Genomic DNA, 15,239 nt, shown 5'->3' on the forward strand with positions numbered 1-15,239 from the left:
CACGCTCGATCTGGACCTTCCCCCGATCTGGACCGACAGGGTAGACCGGACCTGCCCGGACCTGCCCGGACCTGGTCCGCCGATGCCCCGTGGCGTGAGATGCCCCGTGTCGGATCGGAAGGGTCCGTGATCCCTGCGGCGGGTCCGCGGCCGCGCGGCGGTGCAAACCCCGGCGGCAGCCCCCCCGGGTAGACCCTCCCCGGCAGCCCCCCGGACGTCACGCTCTCCGGCCTTGTGGCGTCGCGGTCTCCCAGACCTCCGGGCTTTGCCGATCCTCGCCAACCCTTGCCCCTGTCGATGCCGACCCTTGTCGACCTCGCCGCCTCGTAGGCCCGTGCGGGGTCACGGGCCTGCGACGTCACGGGCCTGCGGTGTCACGGGCCGTGGGTGTCGACCATAGGGCCGGGGGCGTCGCGGACAAGTGGTGTCACGGACCTGGGGAAATCCACCCCCGTCGAGGGCGCCCGCCTGGGCGACTTCCCGCATGGACTTCCCCATGTCCGTGACGATGGTCGTCGCGCTCGCGTACCGCTGGGCTACGGTTTCGGTCCATGGACGTGCTCACCGTGGACCACCCGCTGGCCAAGGCCCGGCTCACCGTCATGCGCGATGCCCGGACCGACAGCGCTACCTTTCGGGCGGCGTTGCAGGAGCTCACGGTGATGCTCACCTACGAGGCCATGCGCAGTGCGCCGGTGCGGGTGGAGCGGATTCATACGCCGGTGGCGCGGACGGACGGGTATTGGCTGGCCAATCCGCCGCTGTTGGTGCCGGTGTTGCGGGCGGGGTTGGGGATGGCCGACCAGGCGCACAAGCTCATCCCGGATGCGCAGATGGGGTTTGTCGGGTTGGCCCGCGACGAGGAGACGTTGCAGCCGACTCCGTACATGGAGTCGTTGCCGGAGGATTTGTCCGGGCGGCCGGTGTTCGTCCTGGACCCGATGCTGGCCACCGGTGGTTCGATGGTCTACACGATCAAACTGCTCACCGACCGCGGGGCCACCGACGTCACCGCGATCTGCGCGCTGGCGGCGCCGGAAGGCATCGAGCGGCTCAGCGGCGCCAACCTGCCGGTCCGCCTGGTCACCGCCAGCATCGACGACCGGCTCAACGACTCCGGCTTCATCGTCCCCGGCCTCGGCGACGCAGGCGACCGCCAGTACGGCGCGGTCTGATACTCAACATTCCATGCGCCTCGTGACACCCAACAAGTGTCCTGCATGACCTTAGTGTGACTGAAAGTGACCGGGGTTGAACTCGCGACTTTGGGAACGTGACGTGCAAGATCACGTCGGGCCTTTCGGCTGGATGCTGGTGGCGGTCGGTCAGCCCGTTGTGTGCCAACGGCTTGAAGATCAGTGGTGATGAACGTCAACGAAGTGTCCGCGGCCGCGCTGCTCGCACCCTCGTGCAGACACCGCCGCCGCAGGCGCTACAGCGCTCCACCTCGGTCAGTACGATCGCGGAGCCGGTCACCAGACCCAGACCGCCGCCCGCATGGTTGCTATCCAGCCGGGCTGCCACCCCTCAAGCGATATGGTTAGCCCCCACTCGATCTCGAAGGGGGCAAGGGTGACCGCACTGGAGCCTTCCCATGGCATGAACCCGTTGTGGGTGATCGCGGCTTTCCTGGGCGTGGCCGAGGTGACCGTCGGGATTGTCGCGACCCAATCTGAGGGCTGGATCCAAGGACTGCTTGCGGTGTTCTCAGTGGCGTTCCCGGTCGGGATCGCGGTCGCGTTCTTCCTGATCCTGTGGTTTCGCCCGTACGTGCTGTACGCCCCGAACGACTACCCGGACGGAACGCGAGTCGCCGACTTCGTCGACGCGGTCTCGGTCGCGCGGGCCAGCAGACTCCGCAGCCTCGATGCGGTCGTTCAGACCACGATCGAAGAGGTACTGCGCGACAGGCTCCCAGGCTCGGCCATCGAGGAGAGTGTCCAGGCTGCCCTCGACATCGCACACGAGAGCATCGAGAAGGCACTGGTGTTCGTTGAGACCGGCCCGCTACGCGAAGACAGCCCACTCCCGAAGGGCATCGCGGTCCCCGCCTTCCCGCACACCAGTGTGCAGGAGTTCCTGGACGAACTCTGGCTTGGCCTTGCATCTGTGGTTCCAGCCTTCAGCTACGGCGAGAAGTGGGAACTGGTGTCGGCTCACACCGGCCAACCACTGCCTGACATGGGATGGCAGTGGGCGGAACGACAGGGCAAGAAAGGCGACGACCGCCAATTGTCGGCGATAGGAATCAAGCCTGGTATCAGGCTGCGAGTCCGGTTGAAGCAGCGGCCTCCATTGCGCCCAAGTACCACTAGATGACAGGCATCGCGACGTCCCCAATGAGTAGTCTTCTTGCTTGTCATCGAACCCGTTCGGCTGCCGCGCACCACTGACAACAGTTGCTCGATCTCGACCTCGGTCGGCGGATGCTCAGCCGCGGCTCGACCGAGCGGCGCGGTCGGTTCACCTCGTCGAGCGGGCATTCCACCGGCCGCCCGGTCAGGTTGTAGATCTCGGCGCGGTAGCGCAGTTTGAGGGCGTCGACGTAGAGCGTGGGCACGCTGGCTCGTCCCACACGGGTCCACAGCGCGACGCTGCGCAGCGCGCAGCAGAAGTAGGCATCGGCGTCGGTGGGCTCCATCTCCCACAACGGCTGGCCGGAACCAGTCCCGCATCAACTCCAAGTGGCTGGTGTCGTTGCGAATGGTGCTGTCGTCAGTCCCGCCGACGCGCGCGCGAGCACGAACTCCGACAGCACGTCGGTGTATAACGCGGCCAAGTCGTCCTTGTCCCACGGCGTCCGCTGCTCGCGCAGGTCGTGCACCAGCGCTAGCGCCAACTCGCACCCCGCAGCTTCACCCCGCCGAGGAGCCCTCGGCGTGAGCAAGATCATTTCATCCAGGCTGAAGCTTCTTCTGCGGGTCAGAAAGCGCTCACGCAGCCAGCACATGCAGGTCTAGCGCCGATGTAGCTCGTCATGAACCGCCATTCCACTCGGGAACCTGACGACTGTTGAGTACAGCAACCCGCGCCGACATCTCCGGCACCACGAAGACGCGGCTCTATCTGACGCGTGTCCAGCCTGCGGTGTTGGCGCGGAGGGCGCGTTCGTACGTGGTCGGTACGTCTATCTCCGGCGGTAGGTTCCCGCACAGCTCTAGCGACACCAGACCGTGCACGATCCCCCAACACCCCATTGCCATGGTGCCGTCGTGGTCGGTGAAGACCCCCGCGCGGGTGCCCGTTGCGATGACCTCCAGCAGCGGGGCCAATGCGGCGCGGGACTGTGCTGTCGCCGCTTCGTCTGGTTCGAAGCCGGGTACGGCGCCGCCGAACATCACCCCGTATAGGTGGGGGTCTGCCAAGGCGCTCTCGCGGTAGGCCAGGCCCAGACGAATCAGGTCCTCGGCGGGGTCGTCGGTAGGTGCTACCGCCCGAAGGCGGCCTCCCAGACGTCGAAAAGCCTCTACGTAGAGCTCGCGGACGAGCGCGGGCTTCCCGCCGAAGAGGGAGTAGACCGCGGTGGTAGATGTACCTGCGTCGGCGGCGAGTTTGCGGAGGCTTAGTGCCGTGGCGCCCTCGCGGGACAGCAGTTCTCCGGCTCGGTCGAGCAGGCGGAGACGCAGTGCCTCGTCGTGGGTCTTGGGTCTGGGCACCTCGGCAGTCTACCGCTATAACAGTGTTATCGTGGTATCACGGTGGTACCGTCGTTCCCATGGCGATGACGTTGCGGCTCACCGAGGAAGAGAACGCCCGACTCGACGAGCTCGCGGCCGCCGAGGGGCGTTCGAAGCAGGAGATCATGCGCTTGGCCCTGGCCGACCGCTGGGCCCGCCTGCACAAGGAAGAGCAGCTCGGCGAGGTGCTGGGCCGGATCCTGCCGCGCTACCAGGGCCTGCTGGACCGGCTGGGCCCTGTGTGATCATCTCCGGGTGACCGCCTACCTCGACGCCAGCGACCTGCTCGTCCTCGCGGCCGCCGTCACCGGCGGTGACCTGGTGGTGCGTGACCTGGGGCTGCTCGACTCCGCCGCGCACCGGCCGCGGGCCACCGTGCTCGGCGTCGAGGCCTACGACTCGCTGTGGCTCAAGGCGGCCGCGCTGCTCGACTCGATCGTCCGGACCCGTCCCCTGGCCGAGGGAAATTGGCGACTCGGTTGGGTGGCGGCGGTCACGATGTGCGATATCAACGGCTGGTGGATCGACGCCGACACCGACGATGCCCTGGACATCGTGCGCGCCGTGGGCCGAGGATCGGTCGAGGTGCCCAAGATGGCCGAGCACCTCGAGGCGTGGGCGCTGCCGAAATCTTGAGTTTCGAGTTGACCTGGAGTGCACTCCAGCTTCTACGGTCGACAGGTGACCTACGCGATCGCCGAGGCCGCCCACCGCAGTGGGCTGTCGATCGACACCCTCAGGTACTACGAACGCATGGAACTCATCGACCCGCCCGCGCGTGACTCCGGGGGCAGGCGGGTCTACTCCGAGGACGACCTGGGCTGGCTGCACTTCCTCACCCGGCTGCGCACCACCGGCATGCCGATCAAGCTCATGCGCGAGTACGCCCGCCTGCGCCACCAGGGCATCGCCTCGGCCGCGCCGCGCAAGCGCATCCTCGAACGCCACCGCGACGACGTCCGCGCCCGCATCGAGGAGCTGCGGTCGTGCCTGGACGTGCTGGACTACAAGATCGAGAACTACGAGCGCATCATCTGCGTGGAAACGGTCCAGGAGGCCACCGCATGACCATCCCGACCCGCGCGCTCGGCGCGTTGACCACCAGTGCCCAGGGCCTGGGCTGCATGGGCATGAGCCAGGGCTACGGCACCGGCGACCCCGTCGAGTCCACCGCCACCGTCCACCGGGCGCTCGAGCTCGGCGTCACGCTGCTCGACACCGCCGACGTCTACGGCGCGGGCGCCAACGAGGAACTGGTCGGCCAGGCCATCAAGGGCAAGCGCGACCAGGTCGTGCTCGCCACCAAGTTCGGCATCGCGGGCCACACCCCCGACGGGCCCGTCGTGCGCGGCGACGTCACCTACGTGCGGGAGGCCGTCGAGGCGTCCCTGCGCAGGCTCGGCGTCGACCACATCGACCTCTACTACCAGCACCGGGTCGACCCGAACACGCCGATCGAGGAGACCGTCGGCGCGATGGCCGAGCTGGTCGCCGAGGGCAAGGTGCTCCACCTGGGCCTGTCCGAGGCGGGCGCGGCGACGATCCGGCGCGCGCACGCGGTGCACCCGATCGCGGCGCTGCAGAGCGAGTGGTCGCTGTGGACCCGCGGCATCGAGGACGAGGTGCTGCCCACCTGCCGCGAGCTGGGCATCGGCATCGTGCCGTTCTCGCCGCTCGGTCGCGGTTTCCTGACCGGCCGGGTCGCCGCGGACCACATCGGCGCGGGCGACATGCGGGCTTCGATGCCCCGGTTCAGCGCCGACAACTTCGACCGCAACCGGGCGATCGTCGCCGCGCTGGAGTCGCTGGCGGCCGAGCGCGGGGTGACCGCCGGGCAGCTGGCGCTGGCCTGGGTGCAGGCCCAGGGTGCCGACGTGGTCCCGATCCCGGGCACCAAGCGGCGGACCTACCTGGCGGAGAACGTGGCCGCCGCCACCATCGAACTGTCCGAAGAGGACGTAGCGGCCGTCGAGTCGGCGGCACCGGCGAGCGCGTTCGCGGGCGAGCGGTACACCCCCGCGATGCAGCGAGCCGTTGGCAAATAAGGAGAGTACGCAATGGACACCAGGCGCCTCGGTGACCTGACCGTCAGTGCCCAGGGCCTCGGCTGCATGGGCATGAGCGACTTCTACGCGGGCCGCGACGACGCGGAGTCGGTGGCCACCATCCACCAAGCCCTCGACCTCGGCGTGACCCTGCTCGACACGGCCGACATGTACGGCCCGTTCCTCAACGAGGAGCTGGTCGGGCGGGCCATTAAGGACCGCCGCGACCAGGTGGTGCTAGCCACCAAGTTCGCGGTCGTCCGCGACCCGGATGACCCGAGCGTGCGCGCGATCCGCGGCGACGCGGCGTACGTCAAGCAGGCCGCGGAGGCCTCGCTGAAGCGGCTCGGGGTTGATCACATCGACCTCTACTACCAGCACCGGGTCGACCCGAACACGCCGATCGAGGAGACCGTCGGCGCGATGGCCGAGCTGGTCGCCGAGGGCAAGGTCCGCTACCTCGGCCTGTCCGAGGCGGGCGTGGACAACCTGCGCCGCGCGCACGCCACCCACCCGATCACCGCGCTGCAGACCGAGTGGTCGCTGTGGTCGCGCGACATCGAGGACGCGATCGCGCCCACCGCGAGGGAACTGGGCATCGGCCTGGTGCCGTACTCGCCGCTCGGGCGCGGTTTCCTCACCGGTCGCTTCTCCTCGAAGGCGGACTTCGAGGAGGGCGACTTCCGGGTGGCGGGCCAGCCGAGGTTCGCCGACGGCAACCTGGAGAAGAACCTGGCCATCGTGGCGGCCCTGCGTTCGCTGGCCGAGGAGCGCGGCGTCACGGCCGGGCAGCTCGCGCTGGCGTGGGTCCAGTCCCGCGGCGAGGACGTCGTGCCGATCCCGGGAACCAAGCGCCGCAAGTACCTCGTGGAGAACGTGGCCGCGGCGGACATCGCACTGTCCGAAGAGGACATCACCGCGATCGAGAACGCCGTTCCGGTGGACGCGGTCGCAGGCGAGCGCTACCCGGCCGAGGCGATGAAAACCCTGGGCCGGTAACTACCACCACTGTGGTGTCCGCACCACGCGCGGATGTCACATTCTGTGCCCGATTGGGCCCAAGCCGTAACGATGTGCGCTGCGCTGGAGATCTCTTCAGCACAGCGCACACCGTACGGAGGTGGCAATGCTCAAGCCGGTCAACGGCATGCAGTTCGTACTCCCCCTGATCGACCACATCGTCGAGACCAAGCCCTCGATGCCACCGTTGGTCATAGCCGTGACCTCGGCAGACCCGGCCGACAGCAAGCTCTTCGTCGACGGGTACCACGACCGGCTCCGCGACATCAAGGACCGACCGCTGGTCCCTAGCGCCCGTGTCGGCGCGATCACCCTGGCCATGGCGCGCGCCGCGGCCGAACCGGATACCGCGCTGTTCGACGAGATCGTCAACCAGCTGCGGTCGAGCATCCCCTCGGGGGCGGGTCGACGGTGGCGGGCTGAGCAGTTCGCCCTGTGCCTGGATGTGTTCCAAGCTGCTGGTCACGTCCACCTGACCGAGACGGACGCAAACCGGGACGAATTGCTTGACTGGCTCTACAAGCGCTGGGAAGGGCGCAGGAAGCTGCTCTCCTGGGCCAAGCGCGTGAGCGCGTCCGGCGAACTGCCGAGCAAGGTCTTGGGGTTCGTGATCACGGCGCTGCTGCAAGGGCCCAGCCGCTGGTTGTTCGCCCGGCGATTGAACAGCCGCAAGCTGCAGTGGTTCGGCGAGCACGTGGTGAAGGCGACCGGTCTGCACGGCGATTTCATCGGCCAAGCCGTGTACCTGTTGCCCGACGGGATGCTGGGTGATGTTCGCACCCTACGCAGGCGAATCTTGTTCGACGCGCTGCTACGCGATGTCGCGCTCTTCATGCGGCGCAGGCGCTTCTTCCCACACCGCAGGCGCCGCAGGTGGACACCGGTGCTGATGATCGACGCGCACGAATCGGCAGGGGCCACACTGGTCGACCTGTACGACGAGCTGTCCAGCGACCGCCCGGCCATGCCATTGCTGGTGATCGCGGCGATGCCCGAAGAGGCCGTCGCCAAAGACGAGACCGTTGTGGAGTTCGACGCGGCTGCGCAGCCGTTGCGCGAGTTGGTGGACCAGCAGAACGCCCGTCAGCCCCGCCGGATCGTCTTGCGCCTGCCTGCGGACTTCGAACCGGACCCGGTCGCCCGGAATTACCTGAGCACCCACCGCCTGGTCACTCCCAAGGTCCCCGGGCGGGTCTCCGCGTTGGCGCCGCTGGTGCTCACAGTGCTGCTTCTCCTGGCGAGCAGTGGATTCGCCGCCTACCGCTATTTCGGCAGCGGCTGCGCCGACACCAAAGTGCTGGACTCCGGCGAGCGAGTAGGCGTGATCGAGAGCGGGTGCAGCTTCGGCCAACCGTATGCCGACGACGTACCACACCTCAGCGACCTGGAGAATGAGGTGTTCGAGAACAATGCTTTTGTGGACAGCCTGCGTGGTGAGGACAATGAGCCGCTCTACTACCGGGAGGTTGTGTTCTTCGCCCCCTTGACTCGTCCCGACATCGTCGGGCGCACGGCGCCACCGAACTCGATCTGGCAGCTTCAAGGAGCGGTGCGGGCGCAACGCGAACACAACAACACGGCGAAGAATGGCAATCTGGTACCCATCAAACTGATCCTCGCCAATAGCGGGGACCGATTCGCCGGGGGCGCCTGGGTGGCCGCGAAGATCGCGGCACGGCCACACGCCGGACAGGGCGAGTTGGCGGCGGTTATCGGGATATCGCAAAGCAGGCAAGAAGTTCGCGATGTGATCCTGGGCAACCTCAAGGGGATTCCCGTCATCGGTGCCAGCATGTACGGTTCGGCCATGGTCGCGAAGTATGACATCTCGTTGACCGCCCCGCTCAACCCCGCATTTGCTGCCACGATAGCGACCTGGCTTCGGGAGATGGGGGACAAGAAGGGGGCGGTTGTCTATGATCCCGACGATACTTACTTCAGTGCCGAACTGCACAGTTCGCTGCGTGGGGAGAAGGTCGGTTCGGAGGAGAGCGACATCAAGGTGAGCGAAAAGATGTCTGAGGTTGACGACGAGAAAATCGGTGTGATGTGTGAACACGCCGACACTCGGATCCCGATTCTTGTCGGGCGCGCCGATCAGACGATTGCGATCTTGAGTCGAATGAAGAATCTTGCCACGTGCGCCAATCGAAAGAATCCTATGGCCGTTCTGGTCGGCCCTGGGATGATTGTCGAAGCAGCCGCCGGAAAACCTGGTGAAAGTTATGACCCCGACGGTCGAGGGCAGGCCAATGAATGGCTTGACTTGTACTTGACCAGCCTTGCGAACACCGCGGTGGGCAGCGAGACATCTACCGGGAACGACGCCTTCCGCTTCGCCGCCGAGGCGATCAAGGACGCGCGGTCCGCAGGGGGCCCGACGTTCGATGCGATCTTGGTGCAGACCAGTCTCAAGCAGATCGTGCCCCAGAAGGTCAGCCTGCCCACACTCAACGACGCCAAGGGCTCTGCTCGGATCCAGGTGATCAAAATAGGGTGAACGGGCTCCGGGTTTGTGGGTGTTCCGTCGCGGTGGGAGCATCACCGCGACGGAACACCGGGGGGTTCCGCGGCCGGCATTGGAGGGGGGAACACCGGCCGCGGAGGTCTATTTCTAGTAGCAGGCCGCGGCGATGAAGCCGAGGACCGAGCAGGTGGACTTGGCGGTGTCGTTGGTGGCCACCGGGTCGATCGGGGCGCTCGCGGTGCGGGCGACGGTCACCTTGTAGGTGCCGATCGTCAACAGCCGCAACGGGATCGAGAACGTCTTCGTCACCGAGGCGCCCACGGCGAGGGCGCCGACCTGGCAGGTCACCGCGGTGCCCGCCACCGTGCAGCCCGGGCCGCCGACGGCCGCCAGGCGCGCCGGGAGGGTGGCCGTCACCGTCGCCGACCGCAGGGGGTCGGGGCCCGCGTTGCGCACCGTCACGGTGTATTCCAGGGCTGGGACCAGGATCCCGACCCGCGGCGTGGCCTTGAGCGTCACCGCCAGGTCGGACTTCGGCGGCACGGTGCGGTTGAGCAGCACCGAGATGCCGTCCGCGTCGCGGTTGGTGGTCACCAGGTCCGGTCGGCCGTCGTTGTCCACATCGGACGCCAGGACCTCGGTCGGCTTGGTGCCGGTGCCCAGGCTCGCCGCCGGGACGAAGGTGCCGTCGCCGTTGCCCAGCACGGTCACGGTGTCCGCTCCGGACAGTGAGACCGCCAGGTCGTTGTCGCCGTCCATGTCCAGGTCGGTCACCGCGACGCCGAACGGCGACGGCCCGATCCCCTGCGACGCGGGCGCGCCGAAGGTGCCGTTGCCCGCGCCCAGCAGCACGGACACGCTGCCCGCGCCGTAGTCCGCGGTGGCCAGGTCGACCTTGCCGTCCTTGTTGAAGTCACCCGCGGCGATGTCGATCGGGTTCGCCCCGGTGGGGAACGCCGCCGGCGCCGCGAAGGTGCCGTTGCCCGCGCCGAGGAACACCGAGACGGTGCCGCTGAAGAAGCCGCCGATGGCGATGTCGGTCTTGCCGTCGCCGTTGAGGTCGGCGAGCACGACCCCGCGCGAGTACCCGCCGGACGGGATGTCGACCGCGGCGCCCAGGCTGCCGTCACCGGCGCCGAGCAGCACGGAGATCCCAGTTGGACGGCTGACCACGACGTCGATCTTCTTGTCCCCGTTGAGGTCCCCGGCCGCGATGCCCTCGGCACCGCCGCTCACCGGGTAGCCCGCGCGTGGCCCGAACGTGCCGTTGCCCGCGCCGAGGAGGATGGACACCTCGCCCGCCGTGGTCACCGCGACGTCGGTCTTGCCGTCGCCGTTGAAGTCCGCGGGTGCGAGCGCGGTCGGCTCGTCGCCGGGGTAGACGGTCGTGCGGTTGCCGAGCGCGCCCGCGCCGGATCCCAGCAGGACGGTCAGGTGCCACTCGTACCGGTCGGCGGTGATCAGGTCGGTCTTGCCGTCACCGTTGAGGTCCGCGTCCACGACCGACTCGGGGTTGTTGCCCGTCGCGTAGTCCACCCTGGGGGCGAACGTGATCGGGTTCGCCGCCTGCGCGGTGCCCGGCACGGTCGCCAACGCCACAGCCGCCACGAGCACGCAGGTAACCCGGGAGCGAACGGTCATCGGTGCCTCCAATTCGGCGTATGCCTTGACCGCCGAATCGTTCCCCAGCACCAGGTTGTTTCTCATTTAACCAATATTGTTTGCTGCGTGTTCCGTCCGATCCGGACAGTCACCGGTGCGGTGGCGTTCGGACGAGCACCGCCGTGCCCCCGGCCAGGACGACCGCGACGACCGCTTGCGCCACGGTCAGCCAGGTCACCGACGGCATCGCGCCGCCGACGCCGTTGCCGAGGTAGCTGAACTGGTCACCGAACGCCAGCGAACCGAGCAGCAGCAACACCTCCGGCGCGAAGTAGGCGGTGACGGCCGACGCGGCGAAGAGCCGGTGGGACTCGTGTTCCAGCTGCGTGAGGGCCACCACCACGCACAACCCGCCGATCACCAGGAATGGCAGCAGCCCGCCGAGTGGTCCGGTCGTGTCGATGAGGGTGAAGGTCGACGCGTAGCCGTACGCGCCGGTGAACTCCACACCGACGAACAGGAGTATGAACCACGCCACCACACCGCCCAGTACCGCTAGTGCTACCAGACGTGATTCCACTGGCGCCCACCGTAGCCTGCGCGGCAAATGGCGTAGCGGTCGATAGCGCGCGGTCGCGAGTACGACAAACGCCGCTACCGCGAAGAGTTCTAACCACACCAAGAAGCGCGCGTTGCTGTGAATCGACACCAGAGCGTCGACACCGAAGTAGACAGTGCTACCGACAAGCGCACCACCCGCTAGCACCGCACGCGGCCCGCCCCGCTCCACGTACGCGAGCCCGAACGCGATGAGCGCGAACCGCAGTAGGAAGTACACCCCTGCGAGCAGTCCCGCAGCCTCGAACATCCCGGTTGACACCAACGCTACCGACACGCACATCGCCGCGGCCACCGCGTAGAGGACTCGCGGGTTTTCCGCCCAGCTCGCCCTCCGCGCGGAGAGCCGCTCCCGCCACTCGGGTACAGGTGCTTGTCCGCGACCCCAACCGGCGACCGCGCGCGCCCGTGCTGCCGGATCCGGCGCCTGCGCGACAGCGGGGTCCGCGGATAGTTTGGCCGCCAGTTCGGCCAGGGGCCCGGTAGCCATACCGGCGATGGCGCCGACAACCCCGGGTACGCCCCAAGAGAGCTCGACCAACCGGTGGAACGCCTCGGGCTCTTGCATTGCCCGCTGTTGACCCACGAGAACGCTAAGAAGTGTCTGCGCGTCTCCCGGGTTGAGGACGTCGAACGGCAGTGCTCGGGCTCCTTGGGCTGCCAGGTCCGCGAGCGGGCTCCGACTGGTGACAATCGCGAGCGACTTGGTCCCCGGCGGCAGGAGGGGGAGCGCCTGCGCACCGTCGCGCGCGTTGTCAAGGACTAAGAGCACGGACTTCGCGGCGAGGAGTGACCGGTAGAGCGCGAGCTGCGCGTCGTCGCCTTGGGGGAGGTCGTCACCGAAGGCGCGCAGGACGTCGCGGATCACGTCCGCGGTTCGCCGGGCGATCCCCGACGGGTCGGTGCCGCGCAGGTCGAAGTACAGGATGCCGTCGGCGAAGCGGGTGGCCTGTCGGGCCGCCCAGTGCACGACGAGCGCCGACTTGCCCGCCCCGGGCGCCGGGTGCGAGACGATGATCGGTGTGGCCGTCTCGCACCAGGAGTCGAGCAGGTCGAGCTGGGTGGCCCGGCCGACGAGCGTCAGCGGGCCCGCAGGGAGCTGGTGCGGCACTGGGCGGTCGGTCGCCCGGGTACCGCCGAAGTAGATGTCGCCGTGAACGTCGCGCACTTGGGCGGCGTCCCCACCCACCCCGCCGGTGACCGAGTGGTCTGCCGAGTCCCCGCCAGCCTTGTCGTCGCTCATGGTTCTCTTGTACTCGGCCGGGGACTGTCCGTCACCGAGGTCTTACCGGCCTCGCACGTTGTAACAGTGTGGACAACCCGAACGGCCCATCTACGCGCGCATCAGCCCCGCGGCCAAGACGCCGCCGAGGTCTCGGCAGGCGTCGAGGGTTGTCTTACCTGGTTCCCCCGTGGAGAGGACGTGGTTGGCGGCCTTCACCCAGCCCAACCCGGTGGTGATGGACTCGACGGAGCGGATAGCGCCCGCGGTGTCGTTGTTGCCGTGGACGTAGAGGCCGTAAGAGCGTCCGCGTGTGCTGTCGAGGCAGGGGTAGTAGATGAGGTCGAAGAACATCTTGAGCGCGCCGCTCATGTAGCCCAGGTTGGCAGGAGTGCCCAAGAGGTACGCGTCAGCCGCGAGCACGTCCGCGGCGGTGGTCGAGAGCGCCGCCTGCCGGACGACCTCGATCCCGGTGATCTCCGGGTCGCTCGCCCCCAGCACGGCCGCCTCGAACAGCGACTGCAGGTTGGGCGAGGGCGTGTGGTGGACGATTAGCAGCCTCGGCACGCGCTCCAGCGTGCCGGGGCCGCCGACAGTCCGCAACACGATCCGCGGCGAACTCGACCGCACGCGGTCAGGAGCGTTGGGCGTGCGTCCAGCGGAAGACGGTGGAGCTCTGCACGCCGAGCGCGGCCGCGACGGAGCGGTAGGTGGCGCCGGGTTGGGAGATCAGGGCGGCGGCGCGTTCTCGCAGGGCGTGGTTGTCGGCGACGACGCCACCTCGGCCGGGGAGTCGCATGGTGACCCCGGATTCAGTGAGGACGTTTCGCGTTGTGTAGTAGCTGCGACCGATGGCGGCGGAGAGGGCGTGGATCGTCTCGCCGGTTTCGTAGCGCCTGCGCAATTCAGCGCGCAGCCGGGGGAGGAGTGCATCCGGGATGTACTTTTCGGATTGGGAGGCGTTGACCAGTCTGATGATTTCGTCGTCGGCGCTCATGGCGTGCTCCTGGCCGGTCGGATGGTCACCGGCCCACGGTACGGGATCGTGAAGTCCGCCGGCACCGGGCGAAGTGGTGAAAGCTGCTTACCGGGCGGCTCTTGCGTTAAGAGCCACCGCAGCGTCCACACAGCCGGTCCGGCGTAGCTGTCTAAGACGAACTCTGGGGCGAACGGGTCGTTGTCGTTACCGCGCGGTGCACGATAAGCGAGTGCGTGCGACTCGCTTATGAGTACGACGACGTCGTAGACATCCGGCCAGGTGAGAACGGCGCTGACTTCGCGCGTGTCGCCTGGCGCACCGGGGAAATACATGAGCCACTTGCGTTGGCGGAGCACCCCGAGCCAGTATTCGACGTCCTGAGTGGAGTCTGTACAGTTCGCCACGGCTGGGCCCTCCCTTTCTCCTGGTAGCAGAAAGATATGCCTAGGTCGACAAGCGCGCTGACGCTTGCAAAAGCGGAAAGAGAGTTCGTCATGTCGGGTGAACGGAAGCCGTCCCAAGCGCGCGACCGGACCATCGGCGCCCAGTTGAAGACCATCCGATTGGAGCAGACCCGTTACACGCTGGAGCAGGCGGCGGAGGCGCTGCAGTGGTCGGCCGCGACGCTGAGCCGGACGGAGAACGGCAAGCGGCACATCACCAGTGAGGAGGTCGCCATGCTCCTCACCCTCTACCAAGTCCCGGTGGGACAACGCAACGAGCTGGTGGAGGCCGCCAGGGCCACCGGGCAAGCGGAGGGGTGGTGGTCACGGCCGCTGCCAGGGGTGTTGCCGGATGTCGGCATGCTGGCCGGGCATGAGAGCAATGCCAGGGCATTGACCGACTGGTCCCTCACCGTGGTGCCCGGCCTGATGCAGACCTATGCCTACGCGGTCGGGCTCATGGTCGCCGACGGCGCTTCGACCCGGGATGTGGAGATGCGGTGGATCGCCCGGTTGCGCCGACAGCAAGTTCTTCCCTCGGTCGACTACGAGGCGTATATCCATGAGGGGGCACTCCGCACCCCGTATGGCGGTGTTGCCGCGCTACGAGAGCAACTCCGGCACCTCCGCGACGCGAACCAGCGCGGTCACGGCGTCCGAGTGGTGCCGGAGGGCGTGCCGCACCGGGCGCTGATCCACGCCTGGCTGCTCATCGAGTTCCCACAGGCTTCGCCGGTGGTCTACGTGGAGTTGCAGCGGAGCAACGTCTTCCTCTACGACCGCGAGGCGGCCATCTACGAAGACGTGCGCCTGGCGCTGCGGCAAGTTGCGCTTTCCGGTGCGGAAAGTCGCAGTATGATTGACCAACTCGTGGAAAGGTTGTGATCATGGAGTGGCGTAAGGCTTCCCGCTCGGGCAACGCAGGCAACTGCGTCGAGCTGCGTCAGGACCTCGCGGCTGTTCGCGACAGCAAGCACCCCGAGGTGTCGTTGCCCGTGTCCCGTTCGGCCGTTCGGGCGTTGGTCACCCGGCTGGCCCGCTAGGGCCTGTATCGAAGTCATCTCGGGCTGTTTGAGCTGGAGTTGGTGCTGTTGGGCGTGTCGGTGGTCGACATGGGTGAGGTCTCCGGTAGTTGGTTCGTCGACCAAGAAGAACCTGAGCACCAC

The 15,239-nt window shown here is 67.5% G+C and carries 17 protein-coding genes; 10 read left to right on the top strand and 7 right to left on the bottom strand.

The window, feature by feature from the left end; translation table 11 throughout:
• Positions 1-551: 551 nt before the first annotated feature.
• Both upp and QSK30_RS14245 read left to right on the top strand, forming a co-directional pair.
• On the top strand, positions 552-1,175 hold the full coding sequence (gene upp / locus QSK30_RS14240; protein WP_285503039.1) for a uracil phosphoribosyltransferase: 624 nt from the start codon (positions 552-554) through the stop codon (positions 1,173-1,175).
• 397 nt (positions 1,176-1,572) lie between these two features.
• Positions 1,573-2,319, top strand: a complete 747-nt coding sequence (locus QSK30_RS14245; protein WP_285503041.1) for a hypothetical protein — start codon at positions 1,573-1,575, stop codon at positions 2,317-2,319.
• 40 nt (positions 2,320-2,359) lie between these two features.
• Here the strand turns inward: QSK30_RS14245 and QSK30_RS14250 are convergent, their stop codons facing one another.
• The 3 genes from QSK30_RS14250 to QSK30_RS14260 all read right to left on the bottom strand — a co-directional run bounded on the left by QSK30_RS14250 (position 2,360) and on the right by QSK30_RS14260 (position 3,656).
• Positions 2,360-2,641 (bottom strand): hypothetical protein, encoded by a 282-nt coding sequence (locus QSK30_RS14250; RefSeq protein ID WP_285503042.1) that lies wholly within the window; start codon positions 2,639-2,641, stop codon positions 2,360-2,362.
• Positions 2,642-2,674: 33 nt separating this feature from the next.
• Positions 2,675-2,839 (bottom strand): hypothetical protein, encoded by a 165-nt coding sequence (locus tag QSK30_RS14255; protein WP_285503044.1) that lies wholly within the window; start codon positions 2,837-2,839, stop codon positions 2,675-2,677.
• A 223-nt stretch (positions 2,840-3,062) separates the two neighbouring features.
• Positions 3,063-3,656, bottom strand: coding sequence for a TetR/AcrR family transcriptional regulator (locus tag QSK30_RS14260; RefSeq protein WP_285503046.1), 594 nt, complete (start codon positions 3,654-3,656; stop codon positions 3,063-3,065).
• Between the two features lie 59 nt (positions 3,657-3,715).
• Here QSK30_RS14260 and QSK30_RS14265 point away from each other — a divergent pair, with 59 nt between their 5' ends.
• The 6 genes from QSK30_RS14265 (at position 3,716) to QSK30_RS14290 (ending at position 9,242) form a co-directional block, all read left to right on the top strand.
• The gene (locus tag QSK30_RS14265) at positions 3,716-3,922 is read left to right on the top strand and encodes a ribbon-helix-helix protein, CopG family (protein ID WP_285503048.1); all 207 of its coding nucleotides are present in this window, start codon (positions 3,716-3,718) and stop codon (positions 3,920-3,922) included.
• A gap of 10 nt (positions 3,923-3,932) precedes the next feature.
• Positions 3,933-4,313, top strand: coding sequence for a type II toxin-antitoxin system death-on-curing family toxin (locus QSK30_RS14270; RefSeq protein ID WP_285503051.1), 381 nt, complete (start codon positions 3,933-3,935; stop codon positions 4,311-4,313).
• 45 nt (positions 4,314-4,358) lie between these two features.
• A complete protein-coding gene (locus QSK30_RS14275) occupies positions 4,359-4,745 on the top strand; it encodes a MerR family transcriptional regulator (protein ID WP_285503053.1) in 387 nt (128 codons plus the stop codon).
• A complete protein-coding gene (locus tag QSK30_RS14280) occupies positions 4,742-5,722 on the top strand; it encodes an aldo/keto reductase (RefSeq protein ID WP_285503055.1) in 981 nt (326 codons plus the stop codon). Before QSK30_RS14275 ends, QSK30_RS14280 begins: the two co-directional genes overlap by 4 nt.
• 12 nt (positions 5,723-5,734) lie before the next feature.
• Positions 5,735-6,721 carry an aldo/keto reductase gene (locus QSK30_RS14285; protein ID WP_285503056.1) on the top strand — a complete coding sequence of 329 codons (987 nt, stop codon included), beginning with the start codon at positions 5,735-5,737 and terminating at the stop codon, positions 6,719-6,721.
• Between the two features lie 121 nt (positions 6,722-6,842).
• A complete protein-coding gene (locus QSK30_RS14290) occupies positions 6,843-9,242 on the top strand; it encodes a type 1 periplasmic-binding domain-containing protein (RefSeq protein WP_285503057.1) in 2,400 nt (799 codons plus the stop codon).
• Between the two features lie 114 nt (positions 9,243-9,356).
• Here the strand turns inward: QSK30_RS14290 and QSK30_RS14295 are convergent, their stop codons facing one another.
• The 4 genes from QSK30_RS14295 to QSK30_RS14310 all read right to left on the bottom strand — a co-directional run bounded on the left by QSK30_RS14295 (position 9,357) and on the right by QSK30_RS14310 (position 13,648).
• Positions 9,357-10,850, bottom strand: coding sequence for an FG-GAP-like repeat-containing protein (locus QSK30_RS14295; protein ID WP_285503058.1), 1,494 nt, complete (start codon positions 10,848-10,850; stop codon positions 9,357-9,359).
• Positions 10,851-10,959: 109 nt separating this feature from the next.
• Positions 10,960-12,672 carry a hypothetical protein gene (locus QSK30_RS14300; RefSeq protein WP_285503060.1) on the bottom strand — a complete coding sequence of 571 codons (1,713 nt, stop codon included), beginning with the start codon at positions 12,670-12,672 and terminating at the stop codon, positions 10,960-10,962.
• Positions 12,673-12,762: 90 nt separating this feature from the next.
• Positions 12,763-13,218: a flavodoxin family protein gene (locus QSK30_RS14305; RefSeq protein WP_285503062.1), complete on the bottom strand. Its 456-nt coding sequence runs from the start codon at positions 13,216-13,218 to the stop codon at positions 12,763-12,765.
• Positions 13,219-13,285: 67 nt separating this feature from the next.
• Positions 13,286-13,648, bottom strand: coding sequence for a helix-turn-helix domain-containing protein (locus QSK30_RS14310; protein ID WP_285503064.1), 363 nt, complete (start codon positions 13,646-13,648; stop codon positions 13,286-13,288).
• A 476-nt stretch (positions 13,649-14,124) separates the two neighbouring features.
• Between QSK30_RS14310 and QSK30_RS14315 the strand changes: the two genes are divergently transcribed.
• On the top strand, positions 14,125-14,958 hold the full coding sequence (locus tag QSK30_RS14315) for a helix-turn-helix domain-containing protein (protein ID WP_285503066.1): 834 nt from the start codon (positions 14,125-14,127) through the stop codon (positions 14,956-14,958).
• A gap of 2 nt (positions 14,959-14,960) precedes the next feature.
• A complete protein-coding gene (locus QSK30_RS14320) occupies positions 14,961-15,116 on the top strand; it encodes a DUF397 domain-containing protein (RefSeq protein WP_285503080.1) in 156 nt (51 codons plus the stop codon).
• Positions 15,117-15,239 lie beyond the last annotated feature (123 nt).

The sequence above is a fragment of the Actinokineospora sp. NBRC 105648 genome (genome assembly GCF_030269645.1).
In the GTDB taxonomy this organism is placed as follows: domain Bacteria; phylum Actinomycetota; class Actinomycetes; order Mycobacteriales; family Pseudonocardiaceae; genus Actinokineospora.